We start from the raw sequence: 22,312 nt of genomic DNA, 5'->3' as shown, positions 1-22,312 counted from the left end.
CCGGTCAGTGGGTCAGTACTGCTCGTCCTCGACGAAGGTGTCGTCGTCGTCGTCGCCGTACGCCGCCAGGGCGGCGTGCGGGTCGAAGCCGGGCGCGCTGTCCTTGAGGGACAGGCCCATCTCGACCAGCTTGGCCTTGACCTCGTCGATCGACTTCGCACCGAAGTTGCGGATGTCGAGCAGGTCCTGCTCCGAGCGGCTGATGAGCTCACCCACGGTGTGGATGCCCTCGCGCTTGAGGCAGTTGTAGGAGCGGACGGTCAGCTGGAGGTCCTCGACCGGGAGGGCGAGGTCCGCGGCCAGCTGCTCGTCGACCGGCGAGGGGCCGATGTCGATGCCCTCGGCCTCGACGTTCAGCTCACGCGCCAGGCCGAAGAGCTCGACCAGGGTCTTGCCCGCCGAGGCGATCGCGTCGCGGGGACGGATCGACGGCTTGGTCTCCACGTCGATGACGAGCTTGTCGAAGTCGGTGCGCTGCTCGACACGCGTGGCCTCGACCTTGTAGGTCACCTTCAGCACGGGGCTGTAGATCGAGTCGACCGGGATCCGGCCGATCTCGTTGTCGGCACCCTTGTTCTGGACGGCGGAGACGTAGCCGCGACCACGCTCGACGACCAGCTCCATCTCCAGCTTGCCCTTGTCGGACAGCGTGGCGATCTTGAGGTCGGGGTTGTGGACCTCGACACCGGCCGGCGGGGTGATGTCCGCCGCGGTGACGTCGCCGGAGCCCGACTTGCGCAGGTACATGGTGACCGGCTCGTCGTGCTCGGAGGAGACGACCAGGGCCTTGAGGTTGAGGATGATCTCGGTGAGATCCTCCTTGACGCCCTCGACGGTGGAGAACTCGTGCAGCACCCCGTCGACCTTGATGCTCGTGACCGAGGCACCAGGGATCGACGACAGCAGGGTACGGCGCAGCGAGTTGCCGAGGGTGTAGCCGAAGCCAGGCTCCAGCGGCTCGATCACGAACCGCGAACGGAACTCGTCGACGGTCTCTTCCGACAGGGTGGGGCGCTGTGCGATAAGCACTGGTGGTGTCCTTTCCGGGCCCACCCGCTATTTGACGGGCCCGAACGTGCTGAGTGACGGAAGGGTGGAGGAGTTACTTCTTCGAGTAGAACTCGACGATGAGCTGCTCCTGCACCGGGAGGTCGATCTGCGCCCGGACGGGGAGCTGGTGGACCAGCACCCGCATGCGAGACGGAATCGCCTCGAGCCACGCGGGAACCACGCGCTCGCCGTGGGTCTCACGAGCCACGATGAACGGGGTCATCTCGAGGGACTTCTCGCGCACGTCGATCACGTCGTACTGCGACACCTGGTACGACGGGATGTCGACCTTCTTGCCGTTGACCAGGAAGTGGCCGTGCACGACGAGCTGACGGGCGTGGCGACGCGTGCGGGCGAACCCGGCACGGTAGACCACGTTGTCGAGGCGGCACTCCAGCAGCTGGAGCAGGTTGTCGCCGGTCTTGCCCGAACGACGCGATGCCTCGACGTAGTAGTTGTGGAACTGCTTCTCAAGGACGCCGTAGGTGAAGCGGGCCTTCTGCTTCTCCTGCAGCTGCGAGCGGTACTCGCTCTCCTTGACGCGGGCACGGCCGTGCTGGCCGGGCGCGTAGGGACGACGCTCGAACGCCTGGTCGCCACCAACGAGGTCGACACCGAGACGGCGCGACTTCTTGGTCATGGGGCCGGTGTAACGGGCCATAACTCAATGACTCCTTAAGTCTCTGCTGGTCGTGTGGTGTCGGGGCTCAGACGCGACGGCGCTTGGGCGGCCGGCATCCGTTGTGGGGCGTGGGGGTGACGTCCTGGATGGTGCCGACCTCGAGGCCGATGGCACCCAGCGAACGGATCGCCGTCTCGCGACCCGAGCCCGGGCCCTTCACGAAGACGTCGATCTTCTTCATCCCGTGCTCCATCGCCCGGCGACCAGCAGCCTCGGCTGCCATCTGCGCGGCGAACGGGGTGGACTTGCGCGAGCCCTTGAAGCCGACGGTGCCGGCAGAGGCCCACGAGATGACCGCACCGGTGGGGTCGGTGATGGTCACGATGGTGTTGTTGAACGTGCTCTTGATGTGGGCTTCGCCCTGAGCGACGTTCTTCTTCTCCTTGCGGCGCACCTTCTTGGCGCCAGCCGCGTTGCGGCTCTTGGGAGGCATTCAGAATCTCCTGGAAGTAGCTGGTCTGGGTGTGCTGAAGATCAGTGGTTCGCCGTGAGGCGGAACGTCACTTGGCCTTCTTCTTGCCGGCAACCGTGCGCTTCGGGCCCTTGCGGGTACGAGCGTTGGTCTTGGTGCGCTGGCCACGGACGGGAAGACCCATGCGGTGGCGGCGGCCCTGGTAGCTGCCGATCTCGATCTTGCGACGGATGTCGGCCTGGACCTCGCGACGGAGGTCACCCTCGATCTTGTGGTTGGCTTCGATGGCGTCGCGGAGCTTGACCAGCTCTTCGTCGCCCAGCTCGTGGACGCGGAGGTTCGGGTTGACACCCGTCTCGGCCAGGAGGTTCTGAGCAGAGGTACGGCCGATGCCGTAGATGTAGGTGAGTGCGATCTCGATGCGCTTGTCACGCGGGAGGTCCACACCAACGAGGCGTGCCATGTCTGGCGTTGTCCCTTCGGTTGTTCGCAGAGGTTTCTGGTCGTGCCGCGCCCCCGCCCTCGTCGACGGGGCTCCGGCCCACTGCTCCGGAGGTGGCTGACGGCTGACCTGAGGATCCGGTCGGGCCGCGTAGCGGTCACGTAGTGATGTTCAGTTGTGAGGTGGTGCGAGAGGGACGAACCCTCAGCCCTGCCGCTGCTTGTGACGCGGGTTCTCGCAGATCACCATGACTCGGCCGTGGCGACGGATCACCTTGCACTTGTCACAGATGGCCTTGACGCTGGGCTTGACCTTCATGTGAGGTCCTTTCCGGTATCGGCTGCGCTGGTTCGCACAGCGAGCCCGCCACGATCAGTGGACGAGGCTCACTTGTACCGGTAGACGATGCGACCTCGAGTGAGGTCGTACGGGGAGAGCTCCACCACCACGCGGTCCTCGGGGAGGATCCGGATGTAGTGCTGACGCATCTTCCCGCTGATGTGGGCGAGAACCTTGTGGCCATTGCTCAGCTCGACGCGGAACATGGCATTCGGCAGGGCCTCCACGACGGTGCCCTCGATCTCGATCACGCCTTCTTTCTTCGGCATGTCCTCCACAATCTGTAGTGCTGGTGTCTACCGCTCTGTGCACCGGTGACGGTCATGGGACCGCCTCCGGGTGGCCCGGGAACCTCCCACGACGGGTGTCGCGGGTGGACCTCGTGTGGCCGCTCCCTGGTCCTCTAGCCGGACAGGCCGCACCGTTCACGAGGAACGATGTGACACCGCACGGGCAGCCACGAGGCACCAGACAGCAGACCCACGTTGGGCCGACACGCCAGTCTAGTCAAAGCGCCGGACGAAAGACGAATCCGTGCCGACGACGCTCACCGAGGCTCAGCCGGCGAGCAGACGCAGCGTGGTCTCGCGGGCCGGGGCGGCGGCCGGGTCCGTGCCCTCGTGGGCGGCCGCGACCGGGTTCACCATCACCTCGTCGACGCCGTGCTCCTCGGCGAGCTCGGCCAGGCGGCGCCGGGCCGTCTCGGGCTCGCCGATCACCCAGCGCGCGGCCATCGCGTCGAGCAGCTGCTGGTGGGACTCCGGCAGCACGACCTTCTCGGCCTCCTCCACGCTCACCTGGGCCGAGAGCGGCTGGCCGGTGCGCAGCGCGAGCATCATCTGCAGCTGCGGCAGCGCGAGCCGGTGGGCCTCCTCCGCGTTCTCGGCGACCGAGGCGTTCACGGTGAGGAACGTGCGCGGCGCGTCGAGCTCGGGCGAGGGACGGAAGCCGGTGCGGTACAGCTCGAGGGCCTGCGCGGTACCCGTGCCGGCGAAGTGGTGGGCGAAGACGTAGGGCAGGCCCTTCTCGGCCGCCAGCCGGGCGGAGTAGTCCGAGGACCCGAGCAGCCAGATCGTCGGCACCGAGGTGGCCGCTGGCGTCGCGTGCAGCACGTGGGTCCGGCCCTGCACCGAGAGCCCGACGCCGGAGGTGTCCATCATCGCGAGCACGTTGTCGACGTACTCGGGGAAGCGGGAGACCGCCTCGTCGCTCACTCCCCCGGCGCCGTGGCGCAGCGCCCACGAGGTGACCGGGTCGGTGCCCGGGGCCCGGCCGATTCCCAGGTCGATGCGCCCGGGGTACGCCGCCTCGAGCAGCGCGAACTGCTCGGCGATGACCAGCGGGGCGTGGTTGGGGAGCATCACGCCGCCGGAGCCGACGCGGATGCGCCGGGTCGCACCGGCGATCACGCCGATGAGCACCGGCGGGTTGGTCGCGGCGACTGCCGGCATGTTGTGGTGCTCGGCGACCCAGTACCTCTCGTAGCCGAGGTCGTCGGCGGTGCGCGCGAGCGCGATGCTCGCGGCCACCGCGTCGGCGGAGGACTGGTCTCCACGGACGGGCACCAGGTCGAGCACGGACAGGGTCAGACGGGGAGCACTCACCCCCGGACAACCCGCCGCAGCAGCGCGCTATTCCGCGAGCTGGCTCTAGTCGCGTCCGCCGTACGGCACGCCGAGCTCGGCGAGCGCGGCGCGGCCGCCGTCGAGGGCGGTGAGCACCCACGCCCCCTCCGAGGTCAGGGTGAAGGTGTGCTCGAAGTGCGCCGCCCAGGCGCCGTCGGTGGTGACGACCGTCCACTCGTCCTCGAGCACGTCGGTGTCCTTGGTGCCGAGGGTGATCATCGGCTCGACCGCCAGCGCGAGCCCGCGCACGAGCTTGGGCCCGCGGCCGGCGCGGCCGAAGTTGGGCACGTTCGGCGGCAGGTGCATCTGCGAGCCGATGCCGTGGCCCACGTAGTCCTCGAGGATGCCGTAGCTGCCCTGGCTGCGCACATGGGTCTCGATGGCGTGGGAGATGTCGGTGACCCGACCCCCGAGGCGGGCGGCGCCGATGCCGCGCCACATGGCCTCCTCGGTCACCCGCATCAGCTCGGTGACCTCGGCGGGCACCTCCCCCACCGCGACGGTGATCGCGGCGTCGCCGTGCCAGCCGTCCACGATCGCGCCGCAGTCGATGGAGATGACGTCGCCCTCGGCGAGCACTCGGGACCCGGGGATCCCGTGCACGACCTCGTCGTTGACGGAGGCGCAGATCGAGGCCGGGAACCCGTGGTAGCCCAGGAACGACGGCGTCGCACCGGCGCTGCGGATCGAGTCCTCCGCGACGGCGTCGAGCTCGGCGGTGGTCACGCCGGCCCGGACCGAGGAGCGGAGGAGCTCCAGGGTCCGGCCGACGACCAGGCCGGCTCGACGCATCACGTCGATCTGCTCAGGGGTCTTGATCTCCAGACCACGGTCGAGGAAGCCCATCAGCAGCCGGTTCCGCTCAGCTCTGCTGGATCTCGTCGAGCGCGGCGAACAGACGACGGGTCACCTCGGCGACCTCGCCCATGCCGTCGACCTCACGCAGGATGCCGCGGGCGCGGTAGACCTCGATCAGCGGCTCGGTCTGCTCGGCGTACACCTCCTGGCGACGCCGGATGACGTCTTCGGTGTCGTCGGCGCGACCCTCGACCTGCGCGCGCTGCAGCAGGCGGCTGACGATCTCGTCCTGGTCGACGGTGAGTACGGCGACCGCGTCGAGCTGGTGCCCGGTGTGCAGGATCATCCCGTCGAGCTCCTCGACCTGGGCGAGCGTGCGCGGGTAGCCGTCGAGCAGGAAGCCCGGCTGGGCGTCGTCCTCGTCGATGCGGTTGCGGACCATGAGGTTGGTGACCTCGTCCGGAACGTACTCGCCGGCGTCCATGTAGCGCTTGGCCTCGATGCCGAGGGGGGTGCCCGCCGAGACGTTGCGCCGGAAGATGTCCCCGGTCGAGATCGCGGGGATGCCGAAGTGCTCGGCGATGTAGGTGGCCTGAGTGCCCTTACCGGCTCCGGGCGGGCCCATGATGATCAGTCGCATTTCAGCGCAGGAATCCTTCGTAGTTGCGCTGCTGGAGCTGGCTCTCGATCTGCTTCACCGTGTCGAGGGCGACGCCGACCATGATGAGGATGGACGTGCCTCCGAAGGGGAAGTTCTGGTTCGCGTCGATGAGAACCAGCGCGATCAACGGGATCAGGGAGATGATTCCGAGATAGAGCGCGCCCGGCAGGGTGATGCGGGACAGGACGTAGGACAGGTAGTCCTCGGTCGGCTTCCCCGCCCGGATCCCGGGGATGAAGCCGCCGTACTTCTTCATGTTGTCGGCCACCTCGTGCGGGTTGAAGGTGATCGACACGTAGAAGTAGGTGAAGAAGACGATGAGGAGGAAGAAGGTCGCCATGTAGAGCGGGTGGCCGCCGTCGACGAAGTAGTCGCCGAGGAAGCTGACCCAGCCCGCGCTGCTGTTCTGGTTGAACTGCACCGCCATCGCCGGCAGGTACAGCAGCGAGGAGGCGAAGATGACCGGGATGATGCCGGCCTGGTTGACCTTCAGCGGGATGTAGGTGGAGCTGCCGCCGAACATCTTGCGGCCCACCATCCGCCGGGCGTACTGCACCGGGATGCGGCGCTGCGCCTGTTCGATGAAGATGACCGCGGCCACGATCACGAGTCCGACCGCGAGCACGACGCCGAAGACCCACCAGCCCTGCGCCTTGCCGACCTGCCAGAGCGCGGCCGGGAAGGTCGCGACGACCTGGCAGAAGATCAGGATCGACATGCCGTTGCCGATGCCGCGGTCGGTGATCAGCTCGCCGAGCCACATGATCACGGCGGTGCCGGCGGTCATGGTGATGACCAGGACCAGGAACGCGGTGGTGGAGTCGCTGTGCAGCAGCGGCAGCGTGCAGCCCTGCAACAGGTTCTTGGACCGGGCGAGCGCCACGATTCCGGTCGCCTGGAGGACCGCGAGGCCGAGGGTGAGGTAGCGGGTGTACTGCGTGATCTTCGTCTGGCCCGCCTGGCCCTCCTTCTTCAGCGCCTCGAGCCGCGGGATGACCACGACGAGCAGCTGCAGGATGATGCTGGCGGTGATGTAGGGCATGATGCCCAGCGCGAAGATGGTCAGCTGGAGCAGTGCTCCGCCGGAGAAGAGGTTGATCAGGCTGTAGAGGCTGCTGTCCTCGACCTGGCTGATGCACGTCTGCACATTGGCGACGTGGACACCCGGTGCGGGGATCTGGGAGCCGGCCCGGAAGATCACGACGACTCCCAGGACGAACAGCAGCTTGCGCCGCAGGTCCGGTGTCCGGAAAGCGTTGGCGAACGCGCCTAGCACGAGACGATCCTCTTTCCTCTGCAAAAGATCAGGGCCCCTGCACTACCGGCGGGAAGCCCCGCGAAGCCTAACAGGGGACGTACATGGAGATGCGGTCGGCGGCGCTCTTCTCGGAGGTTCTCCGCGATGTGGACGCTCTGACGGTGGTGCGGGTGGATCTGGTCTACCTGTGCTCCGCCTCGCCTAGGCCCCCACCAGGCGCGGGGCCCGGGGCGAGGCAGGAGGAACGCACAGGGCGCGGCCCGGCTGCTGAGAGCAGCCCGACCGCGCCCTGGTGTGCGACAACGTGTCAGACGAGCGAGGTGGTTCCGCCGGCCGACTCGATCTTGGTCTTGGCCGAAGCCGAGAACGCCTGGGCGCTCACGTCGACCTTCACCGAGATCTCGCCCTGGCCGAGCACCTTGACAGGCTGGCCCTTGCGGACCGCGCCACGCGCGACGAGGTCCTCGACGGTGACGGTGCCACCCTCGGGGAAGAGCTCGTTGAGCTTGTCGAGGTTGACGACCTGGAACTCCACCTTGAAGGGGTTCTTGAACCCCTTCAGCTTGGGGAGCCGCATGTGGATCGGCATCTGGCCACCCTCGAAGGCGACCGGAACCTGGTAGCGAGCCTTGGTGCCCTTGGTACCGCGGCCCGAGGTCTTGCCCTTGGAGGCCTCACCACGACCCACGCGGGTCTTGGCGGTCTTGGCTCCGGGGGCCGGACGCAGGTGGTGCAGCTTGAGCGTCATGTCAGTCGACCTCCTCGACCGTCACCAGGTGACGGACCGTGTTGACCATGCCGCGGATCTCCGGCCGGTCTTCCTTGACGACCACGTCGCCGATGCGCTTGAGACCGAGCGTGCGCAGGGTCTCCCGCTGGTTCTTCTTCAGACCGACGAGGCCACGGTTCTGCTGGACCTTCAGCTGGGCCATCAGGAGACACCCCCAGCCGCCGCGATGCCCTCGGCGCGAGCCTTGAGCAGTGCGGCCGGGGCGACGGACTCGACCGGAAGACCACGACGGGCCGCAACGGCCTCGGGCTCCTCCAGCATCCGCAGCGCCTCGACGGTCGCGTGGACGATGTTGATCTGGTTAGACGACCCGAGCGACTTGCTCAGGATGTCGTGGATGCCGGCGCACTCCAGCACCGCACGCACCGGGCCACCGGCGATGACACCGGTACCAGGGGCGGCAGGACGCAGCATGACGACGCCAGCCGCCTTCTCGCCCTGCACCGGGTGCGGGATGGTGCCCTGGACGCGAGGGACGCGGAAGAAGTTCTTCTTCGCCTCCTCGACGCCCTTGGCGATCGCTGCCGGGACTTCCTTGGCCTTGCCGTAGCCGACGCCGACCAGACCGTCGCCGTCACCGACGACCACGAGGGCGGTGAAGCTGAAGCGACGACCACCCTTCACGACCTTGGCGACACGGTTGATCGCAACGACGCGCTCGATGTAGGCGGTCTTGTCAGCAGCCTGGCCGCCGCGACGGTCGTCGCGATTGCCTCGGCGCTCGCCACCGCGCTGTCCGCGCTGGGCTCCGCTCATGAGACTGTTCCTCTTCTCTCTCTTGCAGCTCTTGCGATCAGAAGGTCAGGCCGCCCTCGCGGGCGCCGTCGGCCAGGGCCGCGATGCGGCCGTGGTACTTGTTGCCGGCGCGGTCGAAGACCACGCCGTCGACTCCGGCCGCCTTGGCGCGCTCAGCAACGAGCTCGCCGACCTTCTTCGCCTTCGCGGTCTTGTCGCCGTCGAAGGCCCGCAGGTCCGCCTCGAGCGTGGACGCCGAGACGAGGGTCTTGCCGACGAGGTCGTCGACAACCTGAGCGGACATGTGCTTGGCCGAGCGGGTGACGACCAGGCGGGGACGCTCGGCAGTGCCCTGGATCTTCTTGCGACCCCGGACCTGCCGACGCAGACGCGACTTGACGCGCGACGCCGTGTGCTTGTTGTTCGAAAGCGAGATCGCCATCACTTACCAGCCTTTCCGACCTTGCGGCGGACGTTCTCGCCGGCGTACCGGACACCCTTGCCCTTGTACGGCTCGGGCTTGCGGAGCTTGCGGATGTTGGCGGCGACCTCACCGACGAGCTGCTTGTCGATGCCCTGGACGCCGAACTTCGTGGGGCCGTCGACGGCGAAGGTGATGCCCTCCGGCGCGTCGAAGATGATCGGGTGGGAGTACCCGAGCTGGAACTCGACCTGGGTCGGCGTCTTGGGGAGGACGCGGTAACCCACGCCCACGATCTCGAGACGCTTCTCGTAGCCGTCGGTGACACCGACGACCATGTTGTTGACGAGCGTGCGGGTCAGGCCGTGGAGGGCCTTGCTCGTCCGCTCGTCGTCGGGGCGCTTGACGTCCAGGACGCCATCACCCTTCTCGACGGTGATCGGGGCTGCCACCGTGTGGGTCAGGGTCCCCTTGGGGCCCTTGACCGTCACGAGCGCACCCTCGACCGAAACATCCACACCGGACGGGACCGGGACGGGGAGCTTGCCAATGCGCGACATGCTGTCTTCTCTCCTTACGGTCTCGTCGTCACCAGACGTAGGCGAGGACTTCCCCACCCACGCCCTTCTGGTTGGCCTGTCGGTCAGTCAGCAGGCCCTGGCTGGTCGAGATGATCGCGACCCCCAGGCCGCCGAGCACCTTCGGGAGACCCGTGTGCTTGGCGTAGACCCGCAGACCGGGCTTGCTGATGCGGCGCACACCGGCGATCGAACGCTCGCGGCTGCGGCCGTACTTCAGGGTGATGGTCAGCGTCTTGCCGACCTCGCCCTCGGGAGCGTCCACGACGTCGTAGGAGGTGATGTAGCCCTCCTGCTTGAGGATGTCCGCAACGCCCTGCTTGAGCTTGCTGTAGGGCATGGACACCGAGTCGTGGTACGCCTGGTTGGCATTGCGCAGACGCGTAAGCATGTCTGCGATCGGGTCAGTCATCGTCATGGCCGTGAGGCCCTTTCTCCACCGTGGTTTCGCACCTGCACCTCAGATGCGACCTGCAGCGACTTGTGTGTTGAGTGAGGAATGGTCACCAGGAGGACTTGGTCACGCCGGGCAGCTCGCCCCGGTGCGCCATTTCCCGCAGGCAGATGCGGCAGAGCCCGAACTTGCGGTAGACGGCCTTGGGCCGGCCGCAACGCTGGCAGCGGGTGTAGCCACGCACCGCGAACTTGGGCTTGCGGGCGGCCTTGACCTTGAGAGCGGTCTTCGCCATGTCAGTTCTCCTTGAACGGGAAGCCGAGCTTCTTCAGCAGGGCGCGACCCTCGTCGTCGTTGGTGGCCGTGGTGACGATGGTGATGTCCATGCCACGCGAGCGGTCGATCTTGTCCTGGTTGATCTCGTGGAACATGACCTGCTCGGTGAGACCGAAGGTGTAGTTGCCGCGACCGTCGAACTGCTTCGGGGAAAGACCGCGGAAGTCGCGGATCCGGGGCAGCGCGAGGGACAGCAGGCGGTCCAGGAACTCCCACATGCGGTCGCCACGCAGCGTGGTGTGGGCGCCGATCGGCATCCCCTCACGCAGCTTGAACTGGGCGATCGACTTGCGGGCCTTGGTCACCAGCGGCTTCTGGCCGGTGATCGCGGTGAGGTCCTTGACCGCACCCTCGATCAGCTTCGAGTCGCGAGCAGCCTCGCCGACACCCATGTTGACCACGATCTTGACGAGGCCGGGCACCTGCATGACGTTCTTGATCTCGAACTCCGACTGAAGGGCCGGGAGGATCTCCTCGCGGTACTTCGTCTTCAGACGCGGCATCGCGTTCGTCTGGATCTCGGTCATCAGATTTCCTTGCCGGTCTTGCGCGAGATGCGGACGCTGCGCTGAGCGGTGTACGTCGAGCCGTCCGGGCGGCGCTTGGTGACCTCGTCGCGGCGGAAGCCGATGCGGGTCACGCCGTCGCCCTCGACGAGCATGACGTTCGAGACGTGGATCGGGGCCTCGGCGGTGATGATGCCACCGGTGTTGCCGGCGCGACCGCCCTGGTTCACGACCTTGGTGTGCTTCTTGACGCGGTTGACGCCCTCGACGATCACCCGCTGCTCCTCACGGAGCACCTGGATGACCTTGCCCTCGGCACCCTTGTCCTTGCCGGCGATCACCTTGACGGTGTCGCCCTTCTTGATGTTGACCGACGCCTTGGCCATCACAGCACCTCCGGGGCGAGCGAGATGATCTTCATGAACTTCTTCTCGCGCAGCTCACGGCCCACGGGGCCGAAGATGCGGGTGCCGCGGGGCTCGCCGTCGTTCTTCAGAATGACGGCCGCGTTCTCGTCGAAGCGGATGTACGAACCGTCGGCACGGCGGCGCTCCTTGACGGTGCGCACGATGACGGCCTTGACGACGTCACCCTTCTTCACATTGCCACCGGGGATCGCGTCCTTGACGGTCGCGACGATGACGTCGCCGATGCCGGCGTAGCGCCGACCCGAGCCACCGAGAACACGGATGCAGAGGATTTCCTTTGCACCGGTGTTGTCGGCGACCTTGAGTCGCGACTCCTGCTGGATCATTGTTTCTCCTGGTTGTCGAGCTGGTTCTCGCGGTCTCGACGGACCGCGAGCCTGGCCGAACTAGTGGGTGGGTCCTCGCCTGCGAAGGCGAAGTGACTTACTTGGCCTTCTCGAGGATCTCGATGACGCGCCAGCGCTTCGTGGCCGACAGCGGACGCGTCTCCATCAGGAGGACCCGGTCGCCGATGCCGCACGCGTTGGCCTCGTCGTGCGCCTTCAGCTTGCTGGTCTTGCGGAGCACCTTGCCGTACAGCGCGTGCTTGACGCGGTCCTCGACGGACACGACCACGGTCTTGTCCATCTTGTCGCTGACGACCAGGCCCTCGCGGACCTTGCGGGCCTTGCGGTCCGCGGTCGGGGTCTGCTCGCTCATGCGGCACCATCCTCGTTCGACTCGTTGCTGCCCGCGGCGGAGCGGATGCCGAGCTCGCGCTCGCGCACCACGGTGTAGATCCGGGCAATGTCCTTCTTGACCGCACGCAGGCGGCCGTGGCTCTCCAGCTGACCGGTCGCGGCCTGGAAGCGGAGGTTGAACAGCTCCTCCTTGGCCTCGCGGAGCTTGGCCTCCAGGTCGACGTCGTTCAGCTCGTCGAGCTCGTGAGCGTTAGCCATCAGAAGTCGCCCGCCTCTCGGGAGATGAACCGGCACTTCATCGGGAGCTTGTGCATCGCACGGCGCATGGCCTCGCGGGCGACGTCCTCGGTGACACCGGAGAGTTCGAACATGACGCGACCGGGCTTGACGTTCGCGACCCACCACTCGGGCGAACCCTTACCGGAACCCATGCGGGTCTCGGCAGGCTTCTTGGTCAGCGGGCGGTCCGGGTAGATGTTGATCCACACCTTGCCACCACGCTTGATGTGGCGGGTCATCGCGATACGCGCCGACTCGATCTGGCGGTTGGTCACGTAGTGGCCCTCGACCGCCTGGATGCCGAAGTCGCCGAAGGCGAGCTTCGTGCCACCCTTCGCCGCACCGGTCCGCTTCGGGTGGTGCTGCTTGCGGTGCTTGACACGACGGGGCATCAGCATGGGTCAGCCCTCCTTGGGGGTCTCGGCCGAGGTGGTCGCCTGGGCGGTGTCGCCACCGGCCGGCGCCTCGGTCACAGCAGGGGCACCCTCGCCACCGCGGTCCGCACGCGTCGGACGCTCGCCGCGCGAGCCACGGCTCGGGCGCTCGCCGCCGCGCTGCGGACGGCCACCGCGACCGGGGACACCGGCGCGGGCGGCTGCCTGGGCCTGGCGCTCGGCACGGGTGCCGGCGACCTCGCCCTTGTAGATCCAGACCTTCACGCCGATGCGGCCGAAGGTCGTCTTGGCCTCGTAGAAGCCGTAGTCGATGTCCGCACGCAGGGTGTGCAGCGGCACGCGACCCTCGCGGTAGAACTCGGTACGCGACATCTCGGCGCCGTTGAGTCGACCGGAGCACTGGATCCGGATGCCCTTGGCACCCGAGCGCATCGTGGTCTGCATGGCCTTGCGCATGGCGCGGCGGAACTGCACGCGACCGGCGAGCTGCTCGGCCACACCCTGGGCGACCAGCTGGGCGTCCATCTCGGGGCTCTTGACCTCGAGGATGTTCAGCTGGACCTGCTTGCCCGTGAGCTTCTCGAGCTCACCGCGGATGCGGTCGGCCTCGGCGCCGCGGCGACCGATGACGATGCCCGGGCGCGCCGTGTGGATGTCCACGCGGACGCGGTCACGGGTGCGCTCGATCTCGACCTTGGCGATACCGGCCCGCTCCATGCCCTTGGACAGGAGCTTGCGGATGGCGACGTCCTCGCCGACGTACGACTTGTACAGCTTGTCGGCGTACCAGCGGGACTTGTGGTCCGTGGAGATGCCGAGGCGGAAGCCGTTCGGGTTGATCTTCTGGCCCATCAGGCCTTCCGTCCCTTCTTCTCAGCGACCACGGCGGCCGGCTGGACCGCCAGCGTGATGTGGCTGGTGCGCTTGTTGATACGCGTCGCGCGCCCCTGGGCACGCGGACGCCAGCGCTTCATGGTCGGGCCCTCGTCGACCCGGGCGACCGAGATGACCAGGTCGCCACGGTCGAGACCCTCAGTGGTCTCGGCGTTGGCGATGGCGCTCTCGAGCACCTTGTACACGGTCTCCGAGGCGGACTGCGGCGCGAACTGCAGCAGCGCCAGGGCCTCGTCGACGGGAAGGCCACGGACCATGTCGACGACGCGGCGGGCCTTCATCGGGGTGATCCGCACGAAGCGGGCACTCGCGAAGGCACCCTGCTCGTCACCGAGCAGCGAGTCGCGACGGGCGCTCGTGCGCTGACGCTCAGTGGTGCTCATCGACGACGTCCCTTCCGGTCTTCCTTGACGTGTCCGCGGTACGTGCGGGTCGGGGCGAACTCGCCCAGCTTGTGGCCGACCATCGAGTCGGTCACGAAGACCGGGACGTGCTTGCGGCCGTCGTGGACCGCGATGGTGTGGCCGATCATCGAGGGGATGATCATCGACCGGCGCGACCACGTCTTGATGACGTTGTGGCTCCCCTTGTCGTTCTCGGCGTCCACCTTCTTGAGGAGGTGGCCGTCGACAAAGGGGCCCTTCTTCAGGCTGCGAGGCATCTGTCTACTTCCCTATCAGCGCTTGTTCTTGCCGGTCTTGCGACGGCGGATGATCTGGGAGTCGCTGGCCTTGCGCTTGCGCGTGCGGCCCTCGGGCTTGCCCCAGGGGGAGACGGGGTGGCGACCACCGGACGTCTTGCCCTCACCACCACCGTGCGGGTGGTCGACCGGGTTCATCACGACACCGCGGACCGTCGGGCGCTTGCCCTTCCAGCGCATACGGCCGGCCTTGCCCCAGTTGATGTTCGACTGCTCGGCATTGCCGACCTCGCCGATGGTGGCGCGGCAGCGGACGTCCACGAAGCGCATCTCGCCCGAGGGCATGCGCAGCGTGGCGCGGGAGCCCTCACGGGCGACCAGCTGGGCGCTGTTGCCCGCGGAGCGGGCGATCTTCGCGCCGCCGCCGGGACGAAGCTCCACGTTGTGGATCGTCGTACCGACCGGGATGTTGCGCAGCGGGAGGTTGTTGCCGGGCTTGATGTCGGCAGTGGGGCCCGACTCGACCGCGGTGCCCTGGGTGAGGCCCTTCGGCGCGATGATGTAGCGCTTCTCGCCGTCCGCGTAGTGCAGCAGCGCGATGCGGGCGGTGCGGTTCGGGTCGTACTCGATGTGAGCGACCTTGGCCGGCACGCCGTCCTTGTCGTAGCGGCGGAAGTCGATGATGCGGTAGGCGCGCTTGTGACCGCCACCCTGGTGCCGGGTGGTGATCCGGCCCTGGTTGTTGCGGCCGCCCTTCTTGGGCAGCGGACGCGTCAGCGACTTCTCCGGAGTGGTCCGGGTGATCTCGACGAAGTCGGCCACCGAGGAGCCACGACGGCCCGGGGTGGTCGGCTTGTACTTGCGGATAGCCATGTGTCTTAGTCCTCGTGATCCGGTGGCTCTCAGGCCCCGAAGATGTCGATGCGGTGGCCCTCAGCGAGCGAGACGATCGCGCGCTTGGTGTCCTTGCGCTTGCCGAGACCGGTACGGGTACGACGGGTCTTGCCGGGACGGTTGAGCGTGTTGACCGACGTGACCTTGACGTTGAACACCTTCTCGACCGCGATCTTGATCTCGGTCTTGTTCGCGTCCGGACGGACGAGGAAGGTGTACTTGTTGGCGTCGAGGAGGCTGTAGCTCTTCTCGGACACGACCGGCGCGATCAGGATGTCGCGGTGGTCCTTGTGCAGGGTGCTCACTTGGAGGCCTCCTTCGCGGTGCCGCTCACGAACGCGTCGTAGGCGCCCTTGGTGAAGACCACGTCGTCGGACGCGAGCACGTCGTAGGTGTTCAGCTGGTCAACCGCCACGATGTGCACCTTGGGGACGTTGCGCAGCGACAGCCAGGTGACGGTGTCGGCACGCTCGAGGACCACGAGGAAGCGGTTGCGCTCGGAGAGCGCGGTCAGCGCGGCGAGCGCGACCTTCGTCGACGGCTTGTCGGCGGAGATCAGGGCGTCCACGACGTGGATGCGCTCGTTGCGGGCCCGGTCGGAGAGGGCACCGCGCAGGGCGGCGGCCTTCATCTTCTTGGGGGTGCGCTGGTCGTAGTCGCGCGGCTTGGGGCCGTGCACGACGCCACCGCCGACGAACTGCGGCGCGCGGGTCGAGCCCTGGCGGGCGCGGCCGGTGCCCTTCTGCTTGTAGGGCTTGCGGCCACCACCGCGGACTTCACCGCGGCGCTTGGTGGAGTGCGTGCCCTGACGCGCAGCGGCCTGCTGGGCCACGACGACCTGGTGGATCAGGGGGATGTTGGTCTCCACACCGAAGATCTCGGAGGGGAGGTCGACCTTCACGGTCTTGGTAGCCATGCTCAGGCCTCCTGCGTCTGCTTGGCAGCCGAGCGGAGCACCACGAGACCACCCTTGGGGCCGGGAACGGCACCCTTGAGGAGGATCAGGCCCTTCTCGACGTCGACGGCGTGCACGGTGACGTTCTGGGTCGTGACGGTGTCGTGACCCATCCGGCCGGCCATGCGGACGCCCTTGAACACGCGGCCGGGCGTGGCGCAGGCGCCGATCGAGCCCGGCTTGCGGTGGTTGCGGTGAGCACCGTGCGAGGCGGAGACGCCGGCGAAGCCGTGACGCTTCATGACGCCGGCGAAGCCCTTGCCCTTGCTGGTGCCGGTCACGTCGATCTCCTCGCCAGCGGCGAAGGTGTCGACGGGCAGCTCCTGGCCCACGGTGTACTCGGAGGCCGCAGTGGTCCGGATCTCGACGATGTGGCGACGGGGGGTGACCCCGGCCTTGTCGAAGTGGCCCGCCTGCGGCTTGGTGACCTTGCGGCCCTCGATCTCGCCGAACCCGATCTGGACGGCGTTGTAGCCGTCGATCTCGGGCGTGCGGACCTGGGTGACCACGTTGGTGTTCGCGGCGATAACGGTCACGGGGACGACGCGGTTGTTCTCGTCCCAGACCTGGGTCATGCCGAGCTTCGCGCCCAGCAGTCCCTTGGCATTGCGTTCGAAAGTCATGTCCGGAACCTCAGAGCTTGATCTCGATGTCGACGCCGGCAGGCAGGTCGAGGCGCATGAGCGAGTCGACGGTCTTCGGCGTGGGGTCGATGATGTCGATGAGGCGCTTGTGAGTGCGCATCTCGAAGTGCTCGCGAGAGTCCTTGTACTTGTGGGGCGAGCGGATGACGCAGTACACGTTCTTCTCGGTCGGCAGCGGCACCGGGCCGGCGACCTTGGCACCCGTGCGGGTGACCGTGTCCACGATCTTGCGTGCCGAGGTGTCGATCACCTCGTGGTCATAGGCCTTGAGCCTGATGCGGATCTTCTGTCCCGCCATAGGTCTCTCTCGTCCTTCTACTCATCTGCCGCGTGCATGTCCGGAACGTCCCCCGGTTTGGGTCTGTCCCGCCCTGGTGCTCACCACCTGGTCCGACCCCCGCGGTCGGGCGTGTCGCCCAGTGGAGGCGCAACACGAGACCGGGGTCTCACTTATTCATAGTGGTGCCCGACGGTTTGTCAGGCTGATCGGGTCTCCTCGGATGCGGACACATGCCGACCACCGAGCTCACACTCCTTGCGAAGCGGGGAGACGCGATTCAGTAGTCAAGCTTGTGACGCGCTCCGTCGTGACCCGTCGGAGCAACCGGATCATCTTGACAGACTTCAGGCACGGGACCAAATCGACCAGCGAGCGTGCGCGGGCGGCTCGCCGGCGGACGGTCGGGGCCGCCCTGCTGGTCGATATCATCGGCAAGGACCCCCACCATCTCGAGGCTGTCGCGCGCCCACCGCGACCTCGGCGCCACCCCCCGGAGGAACAGACCCCGATGGACGCACTCATGCTCATGGCCGACGGAAGCACCTCGCCGACCGCGAACCCCGGCCTGCACACCCTGATCCTGGGGCTGATCATGGTGGTGGGCACGGTCGTGGCCATCTGGCTCTTCTCCCGCATGGGCGGGCGCTGAGCCCTGCCCCTCAGTCGCTGACGCGGCGGTAGGCCAGGTCGGTGATCGCGCGCCCGGCCGCGATCCCCTTGCGCTCGAACTTCGTCACCGGCCGCTCGCTCCAGCGCTCGACGACGCCTCCCTGGAGTGACGGCTCGGCGCCGAGCACCTCGATCATCTGCGCGGCGTAGTCGGCCCAGTCGGTGGCCAGCCGCCAGATGCCACCCGGCACCAGCCGGGAGGCCGCGAGCCGGGCGAACTCGGCGTCGACCAGGCGACGCTTCTGATGCCTCTTCTTGTGCCACGGGTCAGGGAAGAAGGTCCACAGCTCGTCGAGACTGTCGGGCGCGATGAGGTGCTCCATCGTCCACACGGCGTCCACGCTGCACAGGCGGACGTTGTCCGCACCCGCCTCGGCCACCCGCCACAGCGTGTCCGCGACGCCGGGGCGCCAGACCTCCAGGGCCAGCACGTTGTGCTCGGGGCGGGCCGCGGCGAGGACGGCCGTGGCCTCCCCCACGCCGGACCCGATCTCCACGATCATCGGGGCCTCGCGTCCGAACCAGGACGACCAGGAGAACCCGGGGCGGTCCACCGCCTCGTCCGGCACCACCCAGTCGGCCTGGTGGGCGGCCCAGGCGGCGGCCTGGTTGGGGGTGAAGCGGTTGCCGCGGCGCGAGTAGCTCAGCACCTCGCGCATCCGACGCCCGTCCTCGGTCAGCTTGTGGTGCGGGCGTGCGGGACGGACGGGCTCGACTGCTTCGTTCACGGCTCCATTGTCCCCGTCCCCGCCTAGGACCGCGTGGGTGGCCCCCTCCCCGCGCCGGGTGCCCGGCGACGCGCTGGTGCACCTGCGCCGCGCCCGCGACCACCTGGACCGACACTTGGCCAGCGACCTGGTGCTCGACGACGTGGCGCAGGTGGCGTGCATGAGCAAGTTCCACTTCGCTGATGCGCGACAACTCGGGCAACTGGATGGTGCTGGTGGAGCCGCGCGAGTACACCCCCGAGGACTTCGAGGGCGTCGACATGTCCTGAGCGACCCGAGGCTCCCCTGGGAGATGCAGCACGGCCCCGGACCGAGGTCCGGGGCCGTGCTGGTGGATCAACCGGTCAGAGACCGGCGGTGATCACTTGGTGATCTTGGTGACGCGACCCGCGCCGACCGTCCGGCCACCCTCACGGATGGCGAACTTCAGGCCCTCGTCCATCGCGATGGGCTGGATGAGCTCGACCGACATCTCGGTGTTGTCACCCGGCATGACCATCTCGGTGCCCTCGGGAAGGGTCACAACGCCCGTCACGTCCGTGGTACGGAAGTAGAACTGCGGGCGGTAGTTGTTGAAGAACGGCGTGTGGCGGCCGCCCTCCTCCTTCGAGAGGATGTAGACCGAGGCCTCGAAGTTGGTGTGCGGGGTGGTCGTGCCCGGCTTGATCACGACCATGCCGCGCTCGACGTCCTCGCGCTTGGTGCCACGGAGGAGCAGACCGACGTTCTCGCCCGCCTGGCCCTCGTCGAGGAGCTTGCGGAACATCTCGACACCGGTGACGGTGCTCTTCATCGAGCCCTCGCGGATGCCGACGATCTCGACCTCCTCGTTGACCTTCACGATGCCGCGCTCGATACGGCCGGTGATGACCGTGCCGCGACCGGTGATGGTGAAGACGTCCTCGACGGGCATGAGGAACGGCTTGTCCGTCTCACGGGCCGGGGTCGGGATGTACTCGTCGATCGCGTCCATGAGCTCGACGATGGAGTTCGCCCACTTCTCGTCGCCCATGAGGGCGGGGTGAGCAGCGATGCGAACCACCGGGACGTCGTCGCCGGGGAACTCGTACTCCGAGAGGAGCTCGCGCACCTCCATCTCGACGAGCTCGATGAGCTCCTCGTCGTCGACCATGTCGCACTTGTTGAGCGCGACCACCAGGGCGGGAACGCCGACCTGGCGGGCGAGCAGCACGTGCTCACGGGTCTGCGGCATCGGGCCGTCGGTCGCGGCAACCACCAGGATCGCGCCGTCCATCTGCGCGGCACCGGTGATCATGTTCTTGATGTAGTCCGCGTGACCGGGGCAGTCGACGTGCGCGTAGTGGCGCGACTCGGTCTGGTACTCGACGTGCGCGATCGAGATCGTGATGCCGCGCTGACGCTCCTCGGGAGCCTTGTCGATCTCGTCGAACGCCGAGGCAGCGTTGAGGTCCGGGTGCTTGTCGTGCAGCACCTTCGTGATCGCCGCGGTAAGAGTGGTCTTACCGTGGTCGATGTGACCAATGGTGCCGATGTTGACGTGCGGCTTGGTCCGCTCGAACTTCGCCTTAGCCACTGGGGGCTCCTCCTGGTGTGGTTGTTACTTGACTCGTACTTGCTGGGTGGTGGTGCCGAGGGTCCGCGTGGGTAGCCGGTTGGCTACTCGCCGCGCACCTTCTTGATGATCTCGTCGGCGATGTTCGTGGGAACCTCGGCGTACGAGTCGAACTCCATCGAGTACGACGCCTGACCGGAGGTCTTGGACCTCAGGTCGCCAACGTACCCGAACATCTCGGACAGCGGCACGAGGGCGTTGATGACCATGTCACCGTGCCGCTCCTCCTGCGCCTGGATCTGACCGCGCCGGCTGTTGATGTCGCCGATGACCGTGCCGAGGAAGGTCTCCGGCGTGGTCACCTCCACGGCGAACATCGGCTCGAGCAGGACCGGCTTCGCCTGGCGGGCGGCCTCCTTGAAGGCCTGGTTGCCGGCGATCTTGAACGCCAGCTCGGAGGAGTCGACGTCGTGGTAGGCGCCGTCCTCGAGCGTGAACTTCACGTCGACCATCGGGAACCCGGCGAGCACGCCGAACTCCATGGCGTCCTGGCCGCCCTGGTCGACCGACGGGATGTACTCGCGGGGCACGCGGCCACCGGAGACGTTGTTGACGAACTCGTAGCCCGCGCCGGTACCGGTCTCGGGGTCGATGTTCGGGCCGAGGGAGACGACGACCTTCGCGAACTGACCCGAACCACCGGTCTGCTTCTTGTGGGTGTAGCTGTGGTTCTTGACCTCGCGGCGGACGGTCTCGCGGTAGGCGACCTGCGGCTTGCCGACGGTGGCCTCGACGCGGAACTCGCGACGCATCCGGTCGACGAGGATCTCCAGGTGGAGCTCGCCCATGCCGGCGATGATCGTCTGACCGGTCTCCTCGTCGGACTTGACCGTGAAGGTCGGGTCCTCGTCGGAGAGACGCTGGATCGCGGTGCCCAGCTTCTCCTGGTCACCCTTCGTCTTCGGCTCGATGGCGACCTCGATCACCGGGGCCGGGAAGGTCATCGACTCGAGGACGACCTGGTTCGACGGGTCGCACAGCGTGTGACCGGTCTTGGTGTCCTTGAGGCCCATGACGGCCACGATCTGGCCGGCGCCGACCGACGCGATCTCCTCACGCTTGTTCGCGTGCATCTGGTAGACCTTGCCGATCCGCTCCTTGCGGCCGCTGACCGAGTTGATCACCGACGAGCCGGCCTCGAGCTTGCCCGAGTACACGCGGACGTAGATCAGCTTGCCGAGGTGCGGGTCGCTGGCGATCTTGTAGGCCAGGCCGGAGAAGGGCTCGTCGTCGCTGGGCTTGCGGACGACCTCCTTCTCCTCGTCGCGGGGGTCGTGACCGACGATCGCGTCGATGTCGAGAGGCGAGGGGAGGTACTTGATGACCGCGTCGAGCAGGGGCTGCACGCCCTTGTTCTTGAACGCGGTGCCGAGCAGCACCGGGTTGAGCTTGTCCGCGAGGGTGGCGCGACGGATCGCGGCCTCGATCTCCTCGACGGTGAGGTCCTCGCCCTCGAGGTACTTCTCCATGATGGCGTCGTCGGCCTCGGAGAGGGTCTCGAGGAGCTTCTCGCGCCACTCGGCGGCCTGGTCGGCCAGCTCCGCGGGGATCTCCTCGACGTCGTAGTCCTCACCGATCTTGGTCTCGCCGCGCCAGGTGAGCGCGCGCATGCCGACCAGGTCGATCACACCGAGGAAGTCCTGCTCGGCGCCGATCGGGAGCTGGAGGACCAGCGGGGTGGAGTTGAGGCGCTCGACCATCATGTCCACGCAGCGGAAGAAGTCCGCACCGGTGCGGTCCATCTTGTTGACGAAGCACATGCGGGGCACGGAGTACTTGTTGGCCTGGCGCCACACGGTCATCGTCTGCGGCTCGACACCGGCGACACCGTCGAACACCGCGACCGCGCCGTCGAGGACGCGCAGCGAGCGCTCGACCTCGGCGGTGAAGTCCACGTGACCGGGGGTGTCGATGATGTTGATCTGGTGGTTCTTCCACCAGCAGGTCGTCGCGGCGGACGTGATGGTGATGCCGCGCTCCTGCTCCTGCTCCATCCAGTCCATGGTCGCCGAACCCTCGTGGGTGTCGCCGATCTTGTAGTTGATACCGGTGTAGAACAGGATCCGCTCGGTGGTGGTGGTCTTGCCGGCGTCGATGTGCGCCATGATGCCGATGTTGCGGACGACGTTGAGGTCCGTGGTGATGTCGACGGCCACTGTTGTGCGTTCCTTAGAAAGTAGGACGGGCGGGTGGAGCGGGGCGCCC

General features: G+C 67.4%; 35 protein-coding genes. 1 reads left to right on the top strand and 34 read right to left on the bottom strand.

The features are described from left to right. Positions 1–12: 12 nt before the first annotated feature. From HBO46_RS03290 to rpsJ, 31 genes are all read right to left on the bottom strand, one after another. Positions 13–1,029, bottom strand: a complete 1,017-nt coding sequence (locus HBO46_RS03290) for a DNA-directed RNA polymerase subunit alpha (protein WP_153322114.1) — start codon at positions 1,027–1,029, stop codon at positions 13–15. Between the two features lie 73 nt (positions 1,030–1,102). Continuing rightward, positions 1,103–1,711, bottom strand: a complete 609-nt coding sequence (gene rpsD, locus HBO46_RS03285; protein WP_166136857.1) for a 30S ribosomal protein S4 — start codon at positions 1,709–1,711, stop codon at positions 1,103–1,105. 46 nt (positions 1,712–1,757) lie between these two features. Next, a complete protein-coding gene (gene rpsK, locus HBO46_RS03280) occupies positions 1,758–2,165 on the bottom strand; it encodes a 30S ribosomal protein S11 (RefSeq protein WP_166136860.1) in 408 nt (135 codons plus the stop codon). Positions 2,166–2,232: 67 nt separating this feature from the next. Further along, entirely contained in the window at positions 2,233–2,607 is a 375-nt protein-coding gene (rpsM, locus tag HBO46_RS03275; RefSeq protein WP_153322112.1) for a 30S ribosomal protein S13, read from the bottom strand. Positions 2,608–2,790: 183 nt separating this feature from the next. Beyond that, a complete protein-coding gene (gene rpmJ / locus HBO46_RS03270) occupies positions 2,791–2,904 on the bottom strand; it encodes a 50S ribosomal protein L36 (protein WP_028644817.1) in 114 nt (37 codons plus the stop codon). 68 nt (positions 2,905–2,972) lie between these two features. Then, a complete protein-coding gene (gene infA, locus HBO46_RS03265; protein WP_011757309.1) occupies positions 2,973–3,194 on the bottom strand; it encodes a translation initiation factor IF-1 in 222 nt (73 codons plus the stop codon). 288 nt (positions 3,195–3,482) lie between these two features. After that, the gene (locus tag HBO46_RS03260) at positions 3,483–4,529 is read right to left on the bottom strand and encodes an LLM class flavin-dependent oxidoreductase (RefSeq protein ID WP_224769355.1); all 1,047 of its coding nucleotides are present in this window, start codon (positions 4,527–4,529) and stop codon (positions 3,483–3,485) included. A 45-nt stretch (positions 4,530–4,574) separates the two neighbouring features. Then, positions 4,575–5,396, bottom strand: coding sequence for a type I methionyl aminopeptidase (gene map / locus HBO46_RS03255; RefSeq protein ID WP_166136863.1), 822 nt, complete (start codon positions 5,394–5,396; stop codon positions 4,575–4,577). Between the two features lie 16 nt (positions 5,397–5,412). Next, complete coding sequence (locus tag HBO46_RS03250) at positions 5,413–5,988, bottom strand: adenylate kinase (protein WP_166136866.1); 576 nt, start codon at positions 5,986–5,988, stop codon at positions 5,413–5,415. A gap of 1 nt (position 5,989) precedes the next feature. Further along, positions 5,990–7,285 carry a preprotein translocase subunit SecY gene (secY, locus tag HBO46_RS03245; RefSeq protein WP_166136869.1) on the bottom strand — a complete coding sequence of 432 codons (1,296 nt, stop codon included), beginning with the start codon at positions 7,283–7,285 and terminating at the stop codon, positions 5,990–5,992. 289 nt (positions 7,286–7,574) lie between these two features. Then, positions 7,575–8,015 (bottom strand): 50S ribosomal protein L15, encoded by a 441-nt coding sequence (gene rplO / locus HBO46_RS03240; protein WP_166136872.1) that lies wholly within the window; start codon positions 8,013–8,015, stop codon positions 7,575–7,577. A gap of 1 nt (position 8,016) precedes the next feature. Beyond that, on the bottom strand, positions 8,017–8,199 hold the full coding sequence (gene rpmD, locus HBO46_RS03235; protein WP_122818641.1) for a 50S ribosomal protein L30: 183 nt from the start codon (positions 8,197–8,199) through the stop codon (positions 8,017–8,019). Beyond that, positions 8,199–8,813, bottom strand: coding sequence for a 30S ribosomal protein S5 (rpsE, locus tag HBO46_RS03230; protein WP_166136874.1), 615 nt, complete (start codon positions 8,811–8,813; stop codon positions 8,199–8,201). Before rpsE ends, rpmD begins: the two co-directional genes overlap by 1 nt. A 37-nt stretch (positions 8,814–8,850) precedes the next feature. Continuing rightward, complete coding sequence (gene rplR / locus HBO46_RS03225; protein ID WP_166136877.1) at positions 8,851–9,234, bottom strand: 50S ribosomal protein L18; 384 nt, start codon at positions 9,232–9,234, stop codon at positions 8,851–8,853. After that, positions 9,234–9,773 (bottom strand): 50S ribosomal protein L6, encoded by a 540-nt coding sequence (rplF, locus tag HBO46_RS03220; RefSeq protein ID WP_166136880.1) that lies wholly within the window; start codon positions 9,771–9,773, stop codon positions 9,234–9,236. Before rplF ends, rplR begins: the two co-directional genes overlap by 1 nt. A 28-nt stretch (positions 9,774–9,801) precedes the next feature. Further along, complete coding sequence (rpsH, locus tag HBO46_RS03215; RefSeq protein ID WP_153322104.1) at positions 9,802–10,209, bottom strand: 30S ribosomal protein S8; 408 nt, start codon at positions 10,207–10,209, stop codon at positions 9,802–9,804. Between the two features lie 85 nt (positions 10,210–10,294). Next, a complete protein-coding gene (locus HBO46_RS03210; RefSeq protein WP_011757321.1) occupies positions 10,295–10,480 on the bottom strand; it encodes a type Z 30S ribosomal protein S14 in 186 nt (61 codons plus the stop codon). 1 nt (position 10,481) lies between these two features. Next, the gene (gene rplE, locus HBO46_RS03205; RefSeq protein WP_166136882.1) at positions 10,482–11,048 is read right to left on the bottom strand and encodes a 50S ribosomal protein L5; all 567 of its coding nucleotides are present in this window, start codon (positions 11,046–11,048) and stop codon (positions 10,482–10,484) included. After that, positions 11,048–11,413: a 50S ribosomal protein L24 gene (gene rplX / locus HBO46_RS03200; RefSeq protein ID WP_166136884.1), complete on the bottom strand. Its 366-nt coding sequence runs from the start codon at positions 11,411–11,413 to the stop codon at positions 11,048–11,050. Before rplX ends, rplE begins: the two co-directional genes overlap by 1 nt. Beyond that, positions 11,413–11,781 carry a 50S ribosomal protein L14 gene (rplN, locus tag HBO46_RS03195; RefSeq protein WP_090849740.1) on the bottom strand — a complete coding sequence of 123 codons (369 nt, stop codon included), beginning with the start codon at positions 11,779–11,781 and terminating at the stop codon, positions 11,413–11,415. Before rplN ends, rplX begins: the two co-directional genes overlap by 1 nt. Before the next feature lie 97 nt (positions 11,782–11,878). Continuing rightward, entirely contained in the window at positions 11,879–12,154 is a 276-nt protein-coding gene (gene rpsQ / locus HBO46_RS03190; RefSeq protein ID WP_153322101.1) for a 30S ribosomal protein S17, read from the bottom strand. Beyond that, a complete protein-coding gene (gene rpmC / locus HBO46_RS03185; protein WP_153322100.1) occupies positions 12,151–12,393 on the bottom strand; it encodes a 50S ribosomal protein L29 in 243 nt (80 codons plus the stop codon). The genes rpsQ and rpmC overlap by 4 nt, the downstream gene beginning before the upstream one ends. Further along, the gene (gene rplP / locus HBO46_RS03180; RefSeq protein WP_153322099.1) at positions 12,393–12,812 is read right to left on the bottom strand and encodes a 50S ribosomal protein L16; all 420 of its coding nucleotides are present in this window, start codon (positions 12,810–12,812) and stop codon (positions 12,393–12,395) included. Before rplP ends, rpmC begins: the two co-directional genes overlap by 1 nt. Before the next feature lie 3 nt (positions 12,813–12,815). Beyond that, the gene (gene rpsC, locus HBO46_RS03175) at positions 12,816–13,661 is read right to left on the bottom strand and encodes a 30S ribosomal protein S3 (protein WP_166136886.1); all 846 of its coding nucleotides are present in this window, start codon (positions 13,659–13,661) and stop codon (positions 12,816–12,818) included. Then, the gene (gene rplV, locus HBO46_RS03170) at positions 13,661–14,086 is read right to left on the bottom strand and encodes a 50S ribosomal protein L22 (protein ID WP_166136888.1); all 426 of its coding nucleotides are present in this window, start codon (positions 14,084–14,086) and stop codon (positions 13,661–13,663) included. Before rplV ends, rpsC begins: the two co-directional genes overlap by 1 nt. Next, positions 14,083–14,364, bottom strand: coding sequence for a 30S ribosomal protein S19 (gene rpsS, locus HBO46_RS03165; RefSeq protein ID WP_153322097.1), 282 nt, complete (start codon positions 14,362–14,364; stop codon positions 14,083–14,085). The genes rplV and rpsS overlap by 4 nt, the downstream gene beginning before the upstream one ends. Positions 14,365–14,379: 15 nt before the next feature. Next, the gene (rplB, locus tag HBO46_RS03160; RefSeq protein ID WP_166136890.1) at positions 14,380–15,216 is read right to left on the bottom strand and encodes a 50S ribosomal protein L2; all 837 of its coding nucleotides are present in this window, start codon (positions 15,214–15,216) and stop codon (positions 14,380–14,382) included. Positions 15,217–15,245: 29 nt separating this feature from the next. Then, positions 15,246–15,542 (bottom strand): 50S ribosomal protein L23, encoded by a 297-nt coding sequence (rplW, locus tag HBO46_RS03155; RefSeq protein ID WP_153322095.1) that lies wholly within the window; start codon positions 15,540–15,542, stop codon positions 15,246–15,248. After that, entirely contained in the window at positions 15,539–16,153 is a 615-nt protein-coding gene (gene rplD, locus HBO46_RS03150; protein ID WP_166136892.1) for a 50S ribosomal protein L4, read from the bottom strand. The genes rplW and rplD overlap by 4 nt, the downstream gene beginning before the upstream one ends. 2 nt (positions 16,154–16,155) lie before the next feature. Further along, complete coding sequence (gene rplC / locus HBO46_RS03145) at positions 16,156–16,815, bottom strand: 50S ribosomal protein L3 (protein ID WP_153322093.1); 660 nt, start codon at positions 16,813–16,815, stop codon at positions 16,156–16,158. A gap of 10 nt (positions 16,816–16,825) precedes the next feature. After that, positions 16,826–17,134: a 30S ribosomal protein S10 gene (rpsJ, locus tag HBO46_RS03140; RefSeq protein ID WP_008360994.1), complete on the bottom strand. Its 309-nt coding sequence runs from the start codon at positions 17,132–17,134 to the stop codon at positions 16,826–16,828. A 490-nt stretch (positions 17,135–17,624) separates the two neighbouring features. Here rpsJ and HBO46_RS03135 point away from each other — a divergent pair, with 490 nt between their 5' ends. Continuing rightward, on the top strand, positions 17,625–17,765 hold the full coding sequence (locus tag HBO46_RS03135; protein WP_166136894.1) for a hypothetical protein: 141 nt from the start codon (positions 17,625–17,627) through the stop codon (positions 17,763–17,765). A gap of 10 nt (positions 17,766–17,775) precedes the next feature. Here the strand turns inward: HBO46_RS03135 and trmB are convergent, their stop codons facing one another. The 3 genes from trmB to fusA form a co-directional block, all read right to left on the bottom strand. Then, positions 17,776–18,513, bottom strand: coding sequence for a tRNA (guanosine(46)-N7)-methyltransferase TrmB (trmB, locus tag HBO46_RS03130; RefSeq protein ID WP_224769354.1), 738 nt, complete (start codon positions 18,511–18,513; stop codon positions 17,776–17,778). Positions 18,514–18,874: 361 nt separating this feature from the next. After that, positions 18,875–20,068, bottom strand: a complete 1,194-nt coding sequence (tuf, locus tag HBO46_RS03125) for an elongation factor Tu (RefSeq protein WP_153322086.1) — start codon at positions 20,066–20,068, stop codon at positions 18,875–18,877. An 83-nt stretch (positions 20,069–20,151) separates the two neighbouring features. Further along, positions 20,152–22,263, bottom strand: a complete 2,112-nt coding sequence (fusA, locus tag HBO46_RS03120) for an elongation factor G (protein WP_166136898.1) — start codon at positions 22,261–22,263, stop codon at positions 20,152–20,154. Positions 22,264–22,312: the final 49 nt, after the last annotated feature.

Source organism: Nocardioides ochotonae, assembly GCF_011420305.2.
In the GTDB taxonomy this organism is placed as follows: Bacteria; Actinomycetota; Actinomycetes; order Propionibacteriales; family Nocardioidaceae; genus Nocardioides; species Nocardioides ochotonae.
This window is presented reverse-complemented; position numbering and strand designations above follow the sequence as displayed.